General features: G+C 60.3%; 18 protein-coding genes. 2 read left to right on the top strand and 16 right to left on the bottom strand.

Annotated features, from left to right (window positions below; all coding sequences use genetic code 11):
* Window positions 1-24: 24 nt before the first annotated feature.
* From MLD24_RS04665 to MLD24_RS04630, 8 genes are all read right to left on the bottom strand, one after another.
* A complete protein-coding gene (locus MLD24_RS04665) occupies window positions 25-1650 on the bottom strand; it encodes an OmpP1/FadL family transporter (RefSeq protein ID WP_227175614.1) in 1626 nt (541 codons plus the stop codon).
* 38 nt (window positions 1651-1688) lie between these two features.
* The gene (locus tag MLD24_RS04660; protein WP_227175612.1) at window positions 1689-2699 is read right to left on the bottom strand and encodes a transporter; all 1011 of its coding nucleotides are present in this window, start codon (window positions 2697-2699) and stop codon (window positions 1689-1691) included.
* A gap of 62 nt (window positions 2700-2761) precedes the next feature.
* Entirely contained in the window at window positions 2762-3562 is an 801-nt protein-coding gene (locus MLD24_RS04655) for a C39 family peptidase (RefSeq protein WP_227175610.1), read from the bottom strand.
* A gap of 331 nt (window positions 3563-3893) precedes the next feature.
* Window positions 3894-4541 (bottom strand): DUF2238 domain-containing protein, encoded by a 648-nt coding sequence (locus tag MLD24_RS04650; RefSeq protein WP_248165023.1) that lies wholly within the window; start codon window positions 4539-4541, stop codon window positions 3894-3896.
* Window positions 4542-4557: 16 nt separating this feature from the next.
* Window positions 4558-5754, bottom strand: a complete 1197-nt coding sequence (locus MLD24_RS04645; protein ID WP_248164610.1) for an efflux RND transporter periplasmic adaptor subunit — start codon at window positions 5752-5754, stop codon at window positions 4558-4560.
* Window positions 5755-5799: 45 nt separating this feature from the next.
* Window positions 5800-8163, bottom strand: coding sequence for an ABC transporter permease (locus MLD24_RS04640; protein WP_248164607.1), 2364 nt, complete (start codon window positions 8161-8163; stop codon window positions 5800-5802).
* Between the two features lie 4 nt (window positions 8164-8167).
* A complete protein-coding gene (locus MLD24_RS04635; protein WP_248164605.1) occupies window positions 8168-8881 on the bottom strand; it encodes an ABC transporter ATP-binding protein in 714 nt (237 codons plus the stop codon).
* Window positions 8882-8910: 29 nt separating this feature from the next.
* Window positions 8911-9234 (bottom strand): TraR/DksA family transcriptional regulator, encoded by a 324-nt coding sequence (locus MLD24_RS04630; RefSeq protein ID WP_248164602.1) that lies wholly within the window; start codon window positions 9232-9234, stop codon window positions 8911-8913.
* Window positions 9235-9501: 267 nt separating this feature from the next.
* Between MLD24_RS04630 and MLD24_RS04625 the strand changes: the two genes are divergently transcribed.
* Window positions 9502-9834 (top strand): phasin family protein, encoded by a 333-nt coding sequence (locus MLD24_RS04625; RefSeq protein ID WP_227175603.1) that lies wholly within the window; start codon window positions 9502-9504, stop codon window positions 9832-9834.
* A gap of 17 nt (window positions 9835-9851) precedes the next feature.
* On the opposite strand, the gene MLD24_RS04620 is transcribed toward MLD24_RS04625, so the two are convergent.
* The 3 genes from MLD24_RS04620 to MLD24_RS04610 all read right to left on the bottom strand — a co-directional run bounded on the left by MLD24_RS04620 (window position 9852) and on the right by MLD24_RS04610 (window position 14292).
* Entirely contained in the window at window positions 9852-12002 is a 2151-nt protein-coding gene (locus tag MLD24_RS04620) for a methyl-accepting chemotaxis protein (protein ID WP_248164600.1), read from the bottom strand.
* Window positions 12003-12262: 260 nt separating this feature from the next.
* Window positions 12263-13114 carry an S-formylglutathione hydrolase gene (fghA, locus tag MLD24_RS04615; protein ID WP_324197265.1) on the bottom strand — a complete coding sequence of 284 codons (852 nt, stop codon included), beginning with the start codon at window positions 13112-13114 and terminating at the stop codon, window positions 12263-12265.
* 47 nt (window positions 13115-13161) lie between these two features.
* The gene (locus MLD24_RS04610) at window positions 13162-14292 is read right to left on the bottom strand and encodes an S-(hydroxymethyl)glutathione dehydrogenase/class III alcohol dehydrogenase (protein ID WP_227175599.1); all 1131 of its coding nucleotides are present in this window, start codon (window positions 14290-14292) and stop codon (window positions 13162-13164) included.
* A gap of 213 nt (window positions 14293-14505) precedes the next feature.
* Between MLD24_RS04610 and MLD24_RS04605 the strand changes: the two genes are divergently transcribed.
* Complete coding sequence (locus MLD24_RS04605; RefSeq protein WP_227175597.1) at window positions 14506-15387, top strand: LysR family transcriptional regulator; 882 nt, start codon at window positions 14506-14508, stop codon at window positions 15385-15387.
* 16 nt (window positions 15388-15403) lie between these two features.
* Here MLD24_RS04605 and MLD24_RS04600 read toward each other — a convergent pair whose 3' ends face one another.
* The 5 genes from MLD24_RS04600 to MLD24_RS04580 all read right to left on the bottom strand — a co-directional run bounded on the left by MLD24_RS04600 (window position 15404) and on the right by MLD24_RS04580 (window position 19262).
* On the bottom strand, window positions 15404-15988 hold the full coding sequence (locus MLD24_RS04600; protein WP_248164597.1) for a uracil-DNA glycosylase family protein: 585 nt from the start codon (window positions 15986-15988) through the stop codon (window positions 15404-15406).
* A 34-nt stretch (window positions 15989-16022) separates the two neighbouring features.
* Window positions 16023-16610, bottom strand: coding sequence for a hypothetical protein (locus tag MLD24_RS04595; RefSeq protein ID WP_248164594.1), 588 nt, complete (start codon window positions 16608-16610; stop codon window positions 16023-16025).
* A 38-nt stretch (window positions 16611-16648) separates the two neighbouring features.
* The gene (locus tag MLD24_RS04590) at window positions 16649-17500 is read right to left on the bottom strand and encodes a substrate-binding periplasmic protein (RefSeq protein WP_248164592.1); all 852 of its coding nucleotides are present in this window, start codon (window positions 17498-17500) and stop codon (window positions 16649-16651) included.
* Between the two features lie 238 nt (window positions 17501-17738).
* Window positions 17739-18353 carry a hypothetical protein gene (locus MLD24_RS04585; RefSeq protein WP_248164590.1) on the bottom strand — a complete coding sequence of 205 codons (615 nt, stop codon included), beginning with the start codon at window positions 18351-18353 and terminating at the stop codon, window positions 17739-17741.
* A gap of 138 nt (window positions 18354-18491) precedes the next feature.
* Complete coding sequence (locus tag MLD24_RS04580; RefSeq protein WP_248164587.1) at window positions 18492-19262, bottom strand: ferredoxin--NADP reductase; 771 nt, start codon at window positions 19260-19262, stop codon at window positions 18492-18494.
* Window positions 19263-19281 lie beyond the last annotated feature (19 nt).

Here is a 19281-nt window from a genome sequence, read left to right as displayed (position 1 = left end):
CCTTGCGTTGGCACCCCGGGCGGCTCAGAACTTGGTTCGGAAGCTCAGACCGGCCATCACCACCCGGAGGGAGGTCTTGACGTCGAGACCGGCATACGGGTTGTAAATGATGTTGGTTATGTTGTCACAGTTCAGGTTGCAACTGGAATCCGCCGGAATGCTCTCCACCGAATGGAGATAGCTGAGGTTCATGTCAATTTCGGTGTCTTTATCCCAACGGTAGCCCATACCCACGCTGTAGAGGTTGGCACCACCAAAGGGCGCCATAACCTGACGCTGGTCATCGGGAATCACCGAATCCCGGATTTCCACCCCGGCACGCAGGTCCAGTCGTGAGGAGGCGTGGTATTCCACCCCGAATGCCCAGTTCCACTGATCCTTGAACCCCAGGGGCAACCGCAGGCTGCTGGGTGTGGCGTTCTCCGGTGACAGTATCCGCGCCGCGTTGAGGAATTCCAGGTTACGGTCGAAGCGGAACTCGAACGCATCCCACTGTTTGTAGTCAGTCCAGCCAACGTCCACGTTCAGTGTCAGTTTGGGATGCACATCGAAGCTGATACCAGTCTGGAAGTGCTGGGGATAGACCAGATCCATGGACACGTTCCCCGCCTCTCTCGGCGCCCCGGAAGGCAGACTGAGAATTGCCGAGGTAATCGCCCCCAACACCGAACTGTTGAGTCGCTGCCAGAATCCGACCCAGTTTTCGGTGTACTCGATCTCAAAGGTCCCCTTGAGATTCATGTCCGCTTCCGAGGTGTAACTCGCCCCCCAGCTGAACCAGTCCCTCGGCTCCCAGGTTACCCCCACGGCGTAGGTCGGCGACAGAGTTTCCTGCACGTTGATGTTAAGCGCGCCGATGTCGTCCCAGGGGCCGACGTTACCACCACACAGGGCAATCCACGGCTGCAGCGGTTCGTCGCCGGTCTCACAGCTGAAGGCGTCCTGCAGAATCTCCGCTACCCCCAGCAACATATTGGGAGCCCGCATGTTCTGGTCAGCGGCGATCCCCATGTGAGAGAGGTGGATACCCAGGCCGACCGCCCAGTCATCGTTGATCTCGTACGCCACGGTCGGCGACAGGTAGGTGGTTCGTTGCAGTGCTGTTGCCCGGGGCTGGTAGCGTGCCGGATCGTCGCCATCACGATAGAAACCGGCGGCCATAGGCAGATAGAAGGCATTACCGAAGGTCAGCTTGGAGCCCGGTGGCTTGATACTTATGCCCGCCGAGGGCGCCATCGCAGGTCCTGGAGGCATTCTGAGGATGCCGTAGCCAGGCACGTACAGCGCGACGTTGTTGGTGTGGCTGTGGCTGTTGGCGACCGGGTCCCGCTGTTTACCCGTCAGCGGGTCGGTTTCCAGGCCATCGATACCGAAGATTTCATAGCCTTCCGGCGCGATGAAATCGGCATCAATGTCCAGATAGATCGCCATCAGGTTCACTTCCAGCTGACGATCATCCAGCTTGGCGAGGCCCGCGGGGTTGTAGTGAATCGCCATCACCCCTGGCGGATCGGCGGTGACTGCGTTGCCCAGCGCCAACGCCTTCGGGTGAATGGTCAGGTTCTGGGCCATCTGCGCCTGGGCGCCGCAGGACAGCGCCGAGGCGACCATCATCCCGAGAATTCGTTTGTTGCGGCTCAACATTGCCATGAAATCCTTCCCTTCCCGTGTCACGTCAGTGGCGTCAATCAGTCCTTGAGGCCAGCGATGTTAATGGGCAGGGAAATCCCCAGAGAGAAATCCGGCGCGTCTTCTGTCAGGCCAATTCCAAGGCTGGTGTTGACGATGGTGGTATCGCTCACCCGGGTCCCCAGCGACATGCTCAGGAAGCCGGTCACTTGGTCCTGGGCCACCGCCTGCGAGCCGTCACTGAAGAAAAGCTGGGTTTCGTCGGAATAGCTGACCTGCGCGGACACGCTCAGGGAGATATCGTAAGACAGGGAGTAGGCAAAACCGGCGGAGCCGGACAGACCAAAGCCCGGGTCTACCTCCTCCAGCAACCGGGCACCGCGAACCTGGTTCAGACCGGACGCGGTCATATTGTAGGAAAGGCTGGTGGAGCCGAACACCACCACCGGGTCCAGCACTTTCGACAAGCTGGCGCCGCCAGAGAAGGTGTAATAGCCACTGCCCGTGGACAACTGGTCGTCAATATCGATTTCGTAGGGGCTGACGCCGGTCTTGCTGGAGAAGGTTCCGAACATGGTGATCGACACCTTGCCAGGAACATAGGCCAATGGTTGCCAGCGAGCGGTAAAAGAAACATCACCAAGATCGTAGGCACTCAGTTCATCCTGGGTATCGTACTTCACCACCAGGGGAACCCGGGCACCGACAGTAAGATTGTCCAGCAGGCCGAAATCGTAGCTGAACGCATTGGTAAAACTGTGGGTTGCGGAGGGGACAATATCCAGGTTGCGTACCGAGCCGTCGGAAATCTCGATATCGAGCCGCTGGTCACCGGTGTAGGAATAGTCCAGCGAGTAGTTGAGGGAATGACTGCCCTGTTTCTGCAGGGAGTAGTTCTTTTCCGCCGCCTGGAACACCTCCTCCAGTTGCTGGGATGCGTCCTCATCGCCTGCCTGTTGCGCCAGGGCCTCCCTGGCCCGGTCCACGTTCTCCTCCTGTGCCGCGGCCATGGCAGGCACCAGCCCGGCCACTGACCACAGGATACATCCTCGCACGAACCAACGATTCATCCCAGCTCCCTATTTTTTACTTATAGTGTGCTCTGGTGCCCGCCAAAGCTGGGCGGGCCGAATTAATTGCGACGGTAGTGCAGCTGTTTGCGGGTGTTTTCCACACTGCCGTCCGGATTGTTCTTCTGTCGCTCCAGGAGATTCTGGATGCGTCTTTCGGTCGCTTCATGGAACGCCGGTATCTGCTGTCTCGCCAACAGCGTCATTGTCTGGTCATCAACAAAACGTAGATCTTCTTCTTTTAACTCAAGGGAATCAAAGGGTTTTTCGCTTCCCGGGAAAACAATGAACAGAACATTGTCATCCCACTTCTCTTCAAACTGGGCCAGAGTAAAGGAAATATTGCCCACCGAAGGGTCGGCCAGGTAGACACGACCGTCCCTGATCGCCCGCAGGACCACAAAGTGCTTGAAACCGGCGTGGTGTATGGGAACGATGGCGGGGTGGTCGAGGTCCAGAAGATCATCAACGGTGGCCCGGAAGCCGCCGGAGGGATAGCCAAGGGCGGTAACCAGGCGCTTCATATCCAGCATGGAGAACGCCCGTCGCTCGACGATGCGCTCACTCTCGCCGTAATGCAGCAACCCCTCCATCACCTGACGCTCGTTCAGGTTGCGGCCCAGGTAATACGCCAGCACCGTGGTGAGGGCGGCGCTGCCGCAGCTGTAGTCGTAGGCCTGGCGGACGATGTTGCGGTAACGCTGCTCGACCAGGGGTTCCACCACCACGTCGGTGCGAAGATCCACCGGCCCGGGATCAACGTTCTGTTCGATAACCACAACCCCGCGCTCATGGGGCTCGACAACCGTCGCCTCATGCACCATTGCCAAGGTCATGATGGAGCCTGCCATTACCAGCAACATGATTAAGAGAATACCCCGCAGTTAAATGCAGCCATCGCATCAACCTTCCACGATGACCAATGGGTCGCGGCACCACGCCCCGACAGGAAAAAGCCACAATACCGGCGGTGTTGGTTTGCCGACAAGAAATCTATTGTCGTTTGAATAATCCGGCAAACCGCCGTTACATCCTGTTACGCCAAGATACCTGAATCACACAGGGGCTAAAGATAACTGTTCCTCAAATCTATCCCTGCAGAAGAGGCCGCCGGCAAGGATTCTGAGAACTGGTTCATGGCCTACGGTAATGGCCCGAATCGCTGTTCCCGGCAATGAGTTAGCGAGCCTCGTATCAAGCATCAGACGTCGAAGGGACCCTACCACAGGTACCCAGGCGATCGAGCTGACGATTGTGCCATCGACCCAGCGTCAGCAGTGCCAGTATTGCGCCGACCAAGGCAAACGCCATATCCGATTGAGTGTCCCAGACATAACCCTGAGTACCCAGGAAAGACTCCGCCGCTTCGTCGCTCATTAGCGCCACCCACCACTCGATCAACTCATAGAAGGCACTCAAGGCAAGGCAGAAGCAGACAATAAAAAACACCCGCCAGCGGGATGACGGGATCACCGCCCGTCGCAACAGAATTTCACGTGCGACCAGGGCCGGCACGAACCCCTGAAGGAAATGCCCCAGTTTGTCGTAGTGATTGCGGGATAGCTCAAACTGGTCACGGATGAAATCAAACAACGGCACCTCGGCGTAGGTGTAGTGGCCACCGACCATCAGCACCACACAGTGGATGAGAATGAGCACGTAGACCAGCGGCGTCAGTGCAAAGCGCTGACGGGTGACCGCCAGCATAAACGCCCCCAACACCGCGGGTGCAACCTCAAGGCCCCAGGTCAGGGTGTCCTTGGGGTTGATACCGGACCAGACCAGAACCGCCAGGAACACACCGCTCCATAGCCAGACCGGCCAGTCAGCCCAGGCCTGCATCCGGGCAGAAGGCTGTTCAGCGGGCACGGACCGGATCTCCTTCGCTCAGGTCACGGTCGGGATGACGCACCACCCGCTCACCGGACGCCAGCCCCTGCTCGATCACCGTCATCAAGCCATTACCCGGGCCGGTCTGCACCGGGCGCAGCCGGGCGATGCCATCACTCACCACAAATACCCCCTGACCGTTGTCGACATGGAATACCGCCGATGCGGGCACCTGAAGCTGGTCTTCACCGTGCCAAAGGATGAACTCGGCATCCACCCGATAGCCATCCCCCAGCGCTGACCACAGCTGCCTCGGCGAGGCTAGGTCGACAATTACCTGCACCCGGCGCTCCTCCACCCCAAGTGCCGAAACTTCCTCGAAGCCCACTGGCTCCACCCGGTGCACCCGGGCATCCAGCACATCGCCGCCCCACCCGGTCAGCTCCACCGCCATGCCCGGCGACAGTTTGACCGCATCAAAGCTGAGCACCTCGACAACCACCTCCAACGCCGCTGGGTCGCCGACCTCCACCAGGGGATCACCAGCGCTCACCACGCCCTCATGTTCCCGCTTCAGGCCCAACACCGCGCCTTTGATCGGTGATCGCACCGCCACCTGATCGAGAATCTCCCCCTGCGGGGCAGCACCTGCGGAGATATCAAGCCGGGTTCTGGCGGCGGCCAGCTCGTGAACCGCCACCTCCTGCCGGAAGCGCGCGGAACGCACCACCGCCTGGGCCCGGGAAGTGGCGGCGCGTGCCTGTTGCAACTGCTCATCAGAGACAAAGCGGGACTCGGTCAGCGACAGCAGACGCTTATAGTCGCTGGCTGCCAACTCGGCATCCGCCTGGGCCGCACTCACCTCCTGGCGCACCGACTCCAATGACGCTTCCGCGGCCTTGACCCGAGCCTGTGCTTCGGCCCGGCTGCGGGCATCCAGAACACTGACCGGCAACGGGTCCACCGAACTCAGCGGCTGCCCGGCGGTCAGGGCATCGCCAACATCCAGGTCAATACGGTGCAGATAACCGTTGACCGGAGAGGACACCACGTAGCGATCTTTCACTCGCGTCCGCCCCTCCTCCACGATGGTGACACGGAGTGGCCCGGAGCTGGCTTCCACCAGATCCACCCAGCGCGGGTCCGGTCGTGAGGCCAGCCAGATGGCCAACAGCACCAACACAGCCAGCACACTCCAGAACAGCCAGCGGCCCTTTGATTTCATCGTTTACTCCCTCTTACGGCCGTTCCGGCCCATATCCACATCATGCTATTCCCGGGTTTTCAAAGCTGAGACCAGATCCAGCCGGCGTAACCGACGCCAGGCAACCCAGCCCGAGGCCAGCGCCGACAGGAACACCACCAGAGCCGCCAGCGCCAGGGTGCGCGAGGAGATGACCAGCGGAATACGATACAGCTCAGTTTGCAGCGCGGTCACCATCGCCAGCGCCAGACCGCTGCCCAGCAGCCAGCCCAGCGGAATGCCCAGCAGGATGATGACCGCCAGCTCCCCCAGCAGGATGTGGGAGACATCGCCCAGGCCGTACCCCAGCACCCGCAGGCTTGCCAGCTCACGGCTCTTCTCTGACAGCGAGATCCGCAGGGTGTTGTAGATCACCCCAAACGCAATGATGCTGCCAAGAACGCCATTGAAGAAGGTGAAGGTCAGGAAGGTCTTGCCCAACGTGTCGTTGAAGCTGTCGAGGGCGGCCTGCCTCAGGTTGGTGGCCATAACCCCCGGCATAGTACGGAACAGCCGGTAGCTGTCTTCAGCCCGCTCCGGGTCCAGAGTCAGCAGCACCTGATCCACCACCGGCCCTTCCCCCAGCAGGCGATTCATCGCCGGTAAGGCCATATAGGCCCCCACCCCGAGGTACTCGCTGGTGATGCCGGCCACCGTCACTGCCAGTTGCCGGCCACGGCCATCCAGCACCGCCACCTCCAGGACATCACCGGTCTCCACCGCCAGCTTGGTTGCCAGAAAGTCGGTGAGCAGGACGCCCCCCGGTGGCACGCTGACCGGCTGGCTGCGGCGATCAAGAACCCGTTGCAGGCGAGCCGCCTCCGGCAATCCGGACAACGCGGTACGCCAGCGCCGGTGACCGTGGATCAGCTCCACCGCAACCGACCGCCGGCCCTCGGCGTAACGTATACCCGGTTGCCGCACCAGGCTGTTGATCGCCGCCTGGTTGACCGGATCGGTCAGGCTCAGCGTGACATCCTGTCGCTGCGCCAGGCTGAACTGGCTGTGGACCATGGTGGTGACGGAATCGAACTGAAAATTACCCACCATCACCACCGCCGTGGCCATCGCCACTCCGAGCACTGCCAGCAGTGTACGGCCGGGATGACGACTGAGTTGACGCAGAATCATCCGCGACGGTTGACTCAACCGCACCAGGTTCAGCAGCCGGTCCACAAACCCCAACTGGAAACGTTCCGGTACCGGTGGACGCATGGCTTCAGCCGGCGGCAGGCGCGCGGCCCGGGCGATGGTACGCCAGCTGCCGAGCCAGGTAACAGCCAGAACCAGAGCGGCAATCGCCATGACCCACCGGGGGTCCAGTCGAAACAGCAGCGACGGGAAGCGGTAGAACTCCATATACAGCTCTCCCATGCCCCGGCCCAGCCAGATTCCCAGCGCACAACCGATCGCCACCCCCAGAGTGGCAATCACCAATACCAGTTGACCGTAATGCCAGGCAATGGTCCGGTTTTTGTAGCCGAAGGCCTTGAGCACCGCAATCAGATCCCGCTGGGTGGCGATCAGCCGGCTCACCACTACGTGCAGCAGAAACATCGCCACCGAGAGGAAGATCACCGGAAACACCACGGCCATGGTCTTGAGCTGGTTCAGTTCGTCCGTGAGGAACCGGTGGGAAGGATGATCCGCCCGGGCGTAGGCGCCGGTACTGCCATAACGTGCCAGCAGTCGGTCGACAGCTTCGATCACCTGCTGCGGGCTGAGGCTGCCATCCAGGCGCAGGGCGACACTATTGAAGGCACCGGTCATATCCATTGCGGCGGCCATGGCACGACGAGACAGCCACAACACACCGTAGCGCTGGTAGTCCGGCAACAGACTGCCCGGCGGAATCAGGTAGACAAACTCGGGCGACTCCACCACCCCGACCACCCGCAGCACCTGCCAGCGTCCGTTGATCACCGCTTCCAGTGAGCTGCCGGGCACCAACCGATGAGTTTCAGCGAACCCGGCCAGCACCGCCACCTCATTGTCCCGCGCCGGGTCGGGCAGCCGCCCCGCCCTCAGGTGCAGGGCGTTCACGCCAGACCGCCCCCCCTCAGGCAGCGACATCATGCGGGCCGTGATCGGCTCATTCATGCCGTCCACCGCAAGCTTGGCACCACCTTCAATTCGCGTCGCCGCCTCTTCCACACCCGGAAGCGCCGCCAACGCCCGCTCAACGTGGCCGGGGGCCCGCTTCAGCGAGGCAAACACGTCACCAAAGCGGTAATCCTGATAGTACTGCTGCTGAGTGGCAATCAGGGAACCGTAGTTGACCAGGGCCATCAGACAGACCGCAACACCCCCGGCCACCACCAGCGCGATCGCCAGTGCCTGGCTACGCAGTTGCCAGAGTTCCCGTCTGAGTTTTGTCTGCAGCACCGACATCGCGTCACCACTTGATCGCTGACGGATCGCAGCGCTCGTCGTTGCGATACTCGCCACTGATCCGCCCATCCGACAAGGTCAGGACACGATCCGCCATCCCTGCAATGGCAGCGTTGTGAGTGATGATCACGGTGGCCGTACCGGTATCCCGATTCGCCTTGGCAAGCGCCTCCAACACCAGGGTACCGGTGGCCGAATCCAGCGCCCCGGTGGGTTCATCACACAACAGGACATCCGGGCGTTTAGCAATCGCTCTTGCTATCGCCACCCGCTGCTGCTCGCCACCGGAAAGCTGGGCGGGAAAGTGGTCCAGTCGTTCACTCAGGCCGACCAGGGCAAGGGCCGCTTCTGGCGTCATCGGGTGGCGGGCGATTTCTGTGACCGCAGCAACGTTTTCCCGGGCAGTCAGACTGGGAATGAGGTTGTAGAACTGGAACACAAAACCAACGAAATCTCGGCGGTAACGGGTCAGTTCGCGATCACTGGCGCCGGTCAACACCAGGTCGCCGTAGCGAACGTCGCCGTTGGTAGCCACATCTAGCCCGCCCAGGATATTCAGCAGGGTCGACTTACCGGACCCCGAAGCGCCCAGCATCACCACCAGCTCACCGGCACTGAGTTCAAAATCCACGCCGCGCAGGGCATGAACGGCCACCTCTCCCTGCTGGTAGACCTTGGTTACGCCACGGGCGGAGAACACCACCGATCCGTCGGACATTCGCTTTCCTTAATCTGGATACGGCCGTTTCAGACCTGTTCAGCGCATTTTACACACAAGGTGGTGTAAGGAAGTATCTGCAGGCGGCGGGGATCAATCGGGTGACCGCAGCGCTCACAGTCATCCCCTTCTCCGGCGTCGATCCGTTCCAGGGCATGCTCGACCTGGGACAACTCCAGGCGGGATTCCTGCTCCAGGCCGTCGACCACCTCATCGTTCTGGGTCTCTACCGCCTGCTCTTCGAAATCCCGGTTAATGGCGCCGTCTTCCCGACGCTGGTGGGCCTGCAGCCGCCGCAGGCGTGCCTGCAGGTCGGCCTTCAGGGTTTGCAGTTCCGTTTTGCGGTCGGTCATAGCGTCTCTCCCACAATTGATCTGATTGGCCGCGAACCCGTCATGCGGATCGGCGCGTCATTACGATGCCCCTGATTAAAGGACAGTAACGTTTTAACAAGCATATGCCCGCCCCGGGATTGATGCCCGTCAAAGCGTGGCTAATCAGCGTGCGCAACAATGGCTTTCACAGTGAAGGAGTTATCAGCAAAGCTCCGATCGTGTCACACACAACAACAGCCGTCTCCCACGTCTCCCTTTCTGACAGGGTATTGGAGCATAACGACCATGGATAATGATTTGATCGACAGTGTCCAGGAAAAATCCCGCCAGTTGGTTGAGCGGGCCACACTGTTTAATGAAACGCTGTTTGAACAGTTCACCAAGGCCACTGAACTGCAGGTGCTGGTATTCCGCCGTTACGCGGATGCCGCCGTAGAGCACGCCCGCAAGGTCTCTGAAATCCAAGACCTTGAAGACTACAAGGCGTTCTCGCAGGAGCAGGCGGAGGCGTTCAAGGCCATGAGCGAGCAGTTCAATGACGACTGGGAAGCCTGGCAGGAGTACTTCAACACCACCCGCCAGCAGCTTCACGACATTCTGGAGCTGGAAAACCGGTAGGATCGCCTGATCTGCGGTCAGTGAGTCGCGCCCTCGCTGACCTGAAACAGCCCCGTCAGGTGTTTGAGTTTGTGGGCGGCACTGTGGGTCAGCCTGGAGCTGTCCTCCAGTTCCGCAATGACCCGGTTCATCTCACCTGCGCTGCTGGCGACACTTTCAGTCTGGGCACTCTGGACGCCGTTGGTTTCAGCAATTCCTTCGATGGTGCGGAACAGCCGCTCCACCATCTGGGTCAATTCGTCGCTGTCCTCGGCGGCGGCTTCGGTCTGCGCCAGTCGACGGGCCATGTCCGCCATGCCATCTTCCATGGTTTGTACCGCTCTCCGGGTTTCTTCCTTGACCCGCAGCAGTCGCTCACCGATCTCCTCCGTGGCCTGGGACGTCCGACTGGCCAGTTGACGAACCTCGTCGGCTACCACCGCAAAGCCACGACCGGATTCCCCGGCCCTTGCAGCCTCAATGGCGGCGTTGAGCGCCAGCAGATTGGTCTGGGCGGCAATGTCATTGATCACTTCCGCGGTTTTGCTGATCTCATCGGTGCGGCTGTTGGCCGCACGAATGCTCTCGGCTGAGCGATCAATCACGTCCCGCAGCCCCCGGGTCTCCTCACTGACCCGGGCATATTGCTCCTGGGCGCGGGCGACCACCAATTGCAGACCCGATCGCATGTTGGCTGCCGTTTCCGAAGCCTCGTCGATTTCACCTTTTTGCTGGTTGGCACCGGCAAGCATCTGTTCGATGTCGCCGCTGACCTGGCGAATCCGCTCATCGGCAAAGCGGTTCTGCGACATCAACTGTTCACTGGCGGCTCGGGATTCGGTGGCCAATCGGATCACCTGGCCGACCATCCCATCAAGACTGTCGATAAAGCTGTTGATCCAGCGCGCCAGGTCACCGGTTTCATCCCGGGCCATGGTGGCAAGATCCAGACGCTGACGCAGGTTACCGCCGCCCTCCGCGATGTTGCGGATCACCTCCGCCATGGTCGATAGCCGCCGGGCCAATGGCCTGGCCATGGACGCCCGGAACAACAGCACCGCGACCAGGGCCACCCCGGCGTTCACCGCTGCTTCCAGCCACAGTGGCACTGCCAGCGCCGCCATCGAGACATTGGCCAACCACATCAACACCACCATCAGGGCAAATCGGCTGGTCAACCGATAGCCCAGGGAGCGTTTGCGATAGACCTCTTCCAGATCCCCCTCACACATCATGCCCCAGCGGTCCGGCGACCCGGGTACCTGGAACGTTACCCCTTTGCCGATGACCGGTATATGGCGATAGTCGGAATACCCTGGATACTTGACGTAGAGGTTCTCCCCCCTGGCAATGGTTTCGCGGACGCCCGGGTGCAGTTTGCCGGTGGCAGGATCGGTAAAACGGATTTCGAACTCGGTGTGCTCGCGAATGCGCACGGTACCAAATCCGGTATCGATTCCGTCCTTGAGGTTGTCGCCATGACTGAACGTGGCGTCTTCGAAGCGGGATCGGGACAATGCGGTGCCCGGTGGGATCGTCGGATCGAAATGGCTGTCGATCATGAACAGGTAGTTATCGCCGGACTCCTCGAAAACATGCCCCGCCTCCCGCTGGATCAGGTCGCTCATTACGTCGTTCGGCACCCGGGCACACAGCACCGCCGGCTTGCCGTCAGCAAGCTGTATCGGTTGATAGAACATGAGGGTAACGGCGTCGTGAAAACGGGACGTGGTCGCACCCAGGGACTGGGTCACCGGGTCCCGATAGGGACCATGCAGGAAAGGCGCCTGGACACCCCGCGCAACCGCCGTTGGTGGCAGATCACGGGTGCCGACCCGGTTGCTCACGGTCGACGCCAGCACCTCACCACCGCTACTGACAATGGCCAACTCGGAAATCTCCCGCAGCCGACTGTCGGTGGCCGTCAGAATGGCCCGCGCGGGCTCCAGGGGCAGGCTGTCCAGGCTCTCTGCCATGCCACGAAGGAACGTCCACTTGTTCTCGGCCCAGGCAATCAGCGCCTCTCTCCGGGTGCGGGCAATACTCTCGAAAATCTGTTCATTCACCGGGTAGCTGTCCTGGTTCAGGTAGCAGGACCATGCCATCCTGACCTTGCCCATCGCCCCAAACCAGGGCAACCATCCCCGCTCCCGATCACTCAGGTTCATCGCATCGCTGTGCAATCTCATTGCTCTTACCTCCTGGGCGGTACTGCAGACCGACAGACCCCGATGCCTGTCGGCGAACTTCGATACCAGTTAGGAAGCAATCTTTGCGCCTGATTTTGTGAACTGGCTCACAGCGCAATTTTGGGGCGTCGATGAGCCTGATCTGCCGTGAGGCATGTCGCCAGAGCACCATAGATGTGCAGAAAGAAAAAGAGCGCACCAACAAGGCGCGCTCTTTCACTTTTCAAGCCCCGACTGCACCAGGCCAGCAAAATGCCGGATCAGACTTCCTTCTGCAGGTGGCCGGCATGGAAGCGCAGATGCTCCTCGATAAAGCTGGCGATGAAATAGTAGCTGTGGTCGTAGCCTTCATGCTGGCGCAGTGTCAGCGGATAACCGCTGTCTTTCGCCGCTGCCAGTAGTGCCTCAGGCTGCAGCTCCCGCTCCAGGAAGCTGTCCGCCAGCCCCTGGTCAACCAGCGCCGGAACAAGGTCCTGCTGTTTAGCCATCAGCACGCTGGCGTCGTAGCTCTGCCAGGCCTCTCTGTCATCCCCGAGATAGGCGGTGAACGCCTTCTGGCCCCAGGGCGCATTGCAGGGATTGCTGATCGGACTGAAGGCTGACACCGAAGCGTAGCGTTGCGGATTCCTCAGAGCTACGACCAGAGCGCCGTGCCCACCCATGGAATGCCCCGCCACCGAGCGGTGCTGACTGACTGGAAAATGCGCCTCCACCAGCGCGGGCAGCTCCGCCACCACATAGTCATACATGCGGTAGTGATCGCACCAGGGCGCCATGGTGGCATTGACATAGAACCCGGCTCCCAGGCCCAGATCGTAGGCCTGGTCCGGATCATCTGGAATGCCCTCGCCGCGGGGGCTGGTGTCCGGCGCCACGATGGCCATGCCCAGTTCCGCCGCGAGCCGCTGGGCACCGGCCTTCTGCATGAAGTTTTCGTCGGTGCAGGTCAACCCGGACAGCCAGTACAACACCGGCACTTTCTCCCCCAGCATGGCGGCCGGGGGCAGGTAGATGGCAAACTGCATAGTGCAGTCCAGCACCCGGGAAAAGTGGCGGTACTGCTTGTGCCAGCCTCCGAACGACTTGTTCTCGCTGACCAGCTCAAGAGCCACGGTTGCGTCTGACATGCCAGCCTTCCTCCTTGTCGAATCGTTGTCGATTATTGGTCGAAGTGAATCACGCTGCGGATGCTCTTACCCTCATGCATTAGATCAAAGGCTTCGTTGATGCCTTCCAGCCCCATGGTGTGAGTGATGAAGTCGTCCAGACGGAACTCGCCGGCAAGGTACTGCTCCACAATACCTGGCAGCTGGGAACGCCCCTTAACGCCGCCAAAGGCAGAGCCGCGCCAGACCCGGCCTGTCACTAACTGGAAGGGACGGGTGGAGATTTCCTGACCGGCGCCGGCCACGCCGATGACGACAGACTCGCCCCAGCCCTTATGACAACACTCCAAGGCGGAACGCATCACGTTGACGTTACCGATACACTCGAATGAGTAATCAACACCGCCATCGGTCAGCTCAACGATGACCTCCTGAATTGGCTTGTCATAGTCGTTGGGGTTGATGCAATCAGTAGCGCCAAGCTTGCGGGCCAGATCAAACTTGCTCTCGTTGATATCAACACCGATGATCCGGCTGGCCCCCGCCATGGTCGCACCAATAATGGCTGACAGACCGATGCCACCCAGACCGAAGATGGCCACCGTGTCGCCCTGCTCAACCTTGGCGGTATTCATCACCGCGCCCATGCCGGTGGTGACACCGCAGCCGAGCAGACACACTTCCTTCAGCGGGGCCTCGGGATTAACTTTGGCCAACGCGATTTCCGGCAGTACGGTGTACTCGGAGAAGGTGGAGCAGCCCATGTAGTGATAGATTGGCTGGCCATCCTTGTAGAAGCGGGTGGTGCCGTCAGGCATCAGGCCTTTGCCCTGGGTCTCGCGGATCTGCTGACAGAGGTTAGTTTTGCCTGAGGTGCAGAACTTGCACACGCCACATTCCGGCGTATACAGGGGAATAACGTGATCGCCAGGCTTGACGCTGGTCACGCCCTCTCCCACCTGTTCCACAATGCCCCCGCCCTCATGGCCGAGAATGGTCGGGAAGATACCCTCCGGGTCCTCACCCGACAGCGTGAAGGCATCGGTGTGGCAGACACCGCTGGCCTCGATACGCACCAGGACCTCACCGGCCTTGGGCAACATCACGTCCACTTCCTCGATGGTCAGCGGCTGGTTCGGTCCCCACGCGACGGCGGCGCGGGATTTGATGAACTGGTCAGACATTCGGTTACCCTCTCTCGGTTCCGTTTGTTGGCGAGCGTCTGACCACCGACATCGATCTGGTCAGGCTCAAAGACGCTCTTGCTTCTGTTCAGTGTAAAAGAGATTTGGTTTAAGGAGCTTCTGATTAACTCCGACTCACCTTTGCGATTATATTGCCGACAGGATCTGCGATAATCTACCAATCACTAAATTAACTTTTTCAGGAATGCAATAATGGCTCTTTGGGATGGTGTCCGGGAATTTCTCGCCGTGGCCGACGCCGGCAGCTTTACCGGTGCCAGCCACCGCCTTGGCATCTCAACTGCCAGCGTCAGTCGACAGGTTCGTCGCCTGGAAGAGAAGCTCACCTGCAAGCTGTTCCACCGTACCACCCGTCAGGTCTCCTTGACCGAAGCGGGTCAACTCTACTACGGCCACTGTCGTACCGCCCTTGAGGGACTCGAGGAAGCGGAACGGGCAGTCACCAACCTACAGCGTCACCCAAGCGGCCAGCTTCGACTGACCGCACCGGTGACCTACGGCGAAGAGCACATTGCGCCGCTGGTGAATACCTTCCTGGCCCAATACCCCGGACTGGAGATAACCCTGCAGCTAACCAACCAGACTCTGGACCTGCTGGAAGGCGGGTTCGATCTCGCAATCCGCCTGGGTAGACTTAAGGACTCGTCGCTGATGGCCCGAAAGCTCGCCAACCGCAGCCTTCACGTCTGCGCGTCAGCGGATTACATCCGCGCCCATGGCCGCCCTCATACGCTGTCGGAACTCAGCCGTCATAACTGCCTGCTGGGATCGAACGATTTTTGGCGTTTCCGGGAACAGGGACGGGAGCGACTGGTGCGCGTCAGTGGCAGCCTGCACTGCAATTCGGGCAACAGTCTGACCGATGCCGCGCTACGAGGCATCGGGCTGGTTCAGTTGCCAGACTATTACGTGCAGTCACACCTGGACAGTGGCGCCCTGCTGGAGGTGCTCTCTGAGTACCGGGAACCGGAGGAAGGTATCTGGGCGCTCTACCCTCAGAACCGACACCTGACCCGCAAAGTGCGGTTGCTGGTGGACCACCTGGTGGAGGGTATCGGTCAGTCCCGGAGCTGACCGGGTCTGATCGGGCTTAGGATTCAGCCAATATTTCAGCGACCCGCGCCTGAATGGCCGGTACGACATCCGCCTCAAACCACGGATGACGACGTAACCACAGATTATTGCGGGGGCTGGGATGTGGCAGCGGTACGACGTCAGGCCAGAAATCCTGCCACTGGGCAACCCGTTGGGATACTGACTGCCTGGCTCCGGACAGATGGTAGGCCTGGGCGTACTGACCAATCACCAGCGTCAGACGGATATTGGGCAGGCGGCTCAGCAGTGCTTCCCGCCAGGCCGGTGCGCACTCCGGTCGCGGCGGCAGATCACCGGACTTGCCCGTGCCGGGGTAACAGAATCCCATGGGCAATATTGCCAGCCGCTGCGGATCGTAGAAGGTCTGCCGATCGATGTTCATCCAGGCCCTCAGCCGGTCTCCGCTGAGGTCGTTGAACGGCAGCCCGGTCTCATGGACCCGGCGCCCGGGCGCCTGCCCGACCACCAGAATCCGTGACGATTCGCTGGCCTGAACCACCGGTCGCGGCGGATGCGGTAACTCGGCCTCACAAATCGTGCACTGCCGTACGCGCGCCAGCAGCTCATCAAACGATTCCACGGTGATCTGCTCCCCCATCGCTCATGGCAATAGTCTAAGCCGAAGACGCCTCAGGGTTGCGCCGGGTGGCGTCGGTACCGCGGGCCCGCTGCTCCAGGTACTCCACCAGCCGGAAACACAGCTCGATGTACTTCATCGCCTCGGCTTTTCCCACTTCAAAGCTGCGGGCGTGGGCAACCTTGTTTCGCAGCTGGCGCAGCTCGCTGAACAGTTTGGCCTTCTTGGTATCGACAAGGTCCTCGGCGATCAGCAGTGTCTCAATGTCTTTGTAGCGGGTATCGGAGCTCAGGTCGACACCGGGACGATGCCGAAGGACCAGGGTTTCCGCCGCCTCGTCCACTGCCCGCCAGGCTTCCAGCATGGAAGTGTTGGGGAGATGCTCAACCGAGGACAACAACAGGCAACGGCGATCAGCCAGCAGTTCGGGGAACGCCGCCTGAGCATTGCGGGAGGCAGCTTTCAGTTCCTGATGGAACTCCACCTCCATGCCCTGGAAACGGAACCGTTTGGCCATCGGAATCAGGCGGGAAACCGGTTTTCGCAGCAGTACCAGACAAATGATAATGGATACTGGCCAAACCAGCTGCTGCAACAGTGCCAGGGTGAACTCCATCCAGTTCAACGTACAGTCCTTCCTTAGTTTTGGAGAATGTGAGTGCCCTACTGGCCGAGCACCCGATAGCTGTCTTCGATTTCTTCGGAGGGTGTGGCCTCAACCACCATCTCAAACTGGTAGCGATTGATCAGTGCCTGGTAGTCCTCACTGACGGTGTACTCTCGAATGGCCTGATTGATCATCTCCAGATCCTGCTCGGAGGTGGTGCGCTTACTAAGCATCAGGTGAACCGGGTCCTGGTTCAAAAAGCGGCCATGCACCGACACCTGATCCACCAGATCCAGTGACGCGGCAGAGACATGCAGGCTGACACCATCACCCACCACCGCATCGATACGGCCGATTGTCAGCAGGTTCAGCAGCTGGCGGTTGCTGTTCAGCATCACCAGTCGGTCCCGCTCCATCAGGACGTCCCGGTCGAGACCATCGAACGCCTGACCATAATAGCCACCGGCAATCGCGCCCAATACTAGGTTGAAGTCCTCAATAAGGGTTCCCAGCTCCTGGGTAGGCAGGCGATCCCGATCCTCCCTCCGTACCAGCAGCACAATCCGCTCCTGGCGATAAGGCACGGTGAAGCGGCTGTAGGCCTCACGCTCCGGCGTCACTGAGGCACCGGCCAACAGGTCGATGGTGCCCTCCTGCAGTTTGACCAGGGCGCGCTTCGACGGATAATCAACGAATTCATAATCGCAGCCGGCGTGATCCAGGACACCTTTCACCAGCTCGTAATCCAGCCCCGCGCGACGCCCGTCGGCATCTCGGTACATGTAAGGCAACCAATCTGCCTGATTGACAACAAAGGAGCGGGAACAATCCGCCAGCGCCACCCCAGTGGCCCCCAGCAGCGCAAGGCCCGCACAGACCCCACGCAGGTATCTGGACCGTATGCTCATTACTACCTCCAGCCTTGCCGCTTGCGGGTGAAGCCATGCTTTCCGCGCCCCCCGTTCCAACATCGGCCTGCAACTGTTTTCAGCACCCAACGGTTTGATCCACTAAGCATAAGGGCAGCTCAGCCACTCTGCCAGCTCAACCACGCTTCCGGATTAACCGAACCGAACTAACGGGGAACACAGCGACCGGATGCGGGGAAGACTTGAGGCACAGCAACGTAAAACGGCGAGAAGTCAGTCAGGGCGAAGCAAAGACGCCCCGCAGCAACAGTGCTGACACCAGGCCAGCAACGGCACCGCCAAGCAGGGACGAAAACCCCAGAAATGCAAATCCGACAACATCGAAGCCGCCGGACAAACCAGCCACAACCATGATCAGCGAGAACGCGGCCAGCCCACAGGTGGCGCCCGCGAGCAGCCCCAAGCCAAGTGGGCGGCCCCGGTACAGACACCAGGATTGCCAGACACCGAAGATCACCCCGGCCAGAAGTGCCGGCACCAGACCAACCCCGTAAACGAACACCACCGCTGGGGTAAACGAAAACAGGTGTCCTCCAGCCAAGGGCCCTACCAGGCCAAATACAATCGTGCTGATCAGGATGCAGAACCCCACCGCAACCAGGTTGCCGGCCGTCACCGACAAGCCTGACGTCGACCTGCCCTCCAGTCGGTCCAGGGCCTGGGCAGCGTCATCAGAATACGGCGAGTAATCATGGTCATCGATCAATTGCTGATACAACGCCCGGGCCTCCGTCCTGCCCTCAGGCAACAGCGCCTTGAGTCCGGCTTGGTGATAAAGCTGCCGTGGCGACATGGCCGTTCCTTTATCGTCAGAGGCGCTGGTGTCCAGCATTACCCACCGTCCTGATTGTTTGGTGCCAGTGTATAAAACAAAACCCCGGAGCTGTTAACCTCGGGGTTTTGTCGCAAGGCGGACGCACGGGCCTGCCCCTCGCCAAAGCCGGCGCCGGACAGCAACCGCTGAACAGGTTTACTGCTCGACGAAAGCCCGCTCGATCACGTAGTGACCCATGTTGCCGTGTCGTGCTTCGTTGAAGCCCTTGGCATTCAGGATTGCACAGGTATCCTTCAGCATGCTGGGGCTGCCACAGATCATGAAGCGATCGTTCTCCGGGTCCAGCTCCGGCAGACCCAGGTCGCTGGTCAGCTTACCGGTCTCCATGGCGTCGGTCAGGCGGCCCTGGTTGCGGAACTCTTCGCGGGTGACCGTCGGGTAGTACAGCAGCTTGCCGTCCACCATCTCGCCGAAGAATTCGTTGTCCGGCAGCTCGGTGATTTCCTGCTGGTAGGCCAGCTCGCTGACGTAACGTACGCCGTGCGTCAGGATGACCTTGTCGAAGGCTTCATAGACTTCCGGGTCCTTGATGATGCTCATGAACGGCGCCAGACCGGTGCCAGTGGAGATCAACCACAGGTTCTTGCCCGGCAGCAGGTTGTCCAGAATCAGCGTACCCGTAGGCTTGCGGCTGACCAGAATCTCATCACCCACCTCAATCTGCTGGAGCCGGGACGTCAGCGGACCATCAGGCACCTTGATGGAGAAGAACTCCAGCTCTTCCTCATAATTGGCACTGGCGATACTGTACGCCCGCATCAGTGGCTTGCCATCGGTTTCCAGGCCAATCATGGTGAAGTGACCGTTCTTGAAACGGAAACCCGGGTCCCGGCTGGTAGTGAAGCTGAACAGAGTGTCGTTCCAGTGGCGGACACTGGTGACGGTTTCTTTATTCAAGTTGCTCATGATGCTGCCCGTTATCGCG

Origin of the sequence: Marinobacter xestospongiae (genome assembly GCF_023156385.1) — a bacterium.
GTDB classification, from domain to species: domain Bacteria; phylum Pseudomonadota; class Gammaproteobacteria; order Pseudomonadales; family Oleiphilaceae; genus Marinobacter; species Marinobacter xestospongiae.
This window is presented reverse-complemented; position numbering and strand designations above follow the sequence as displayed.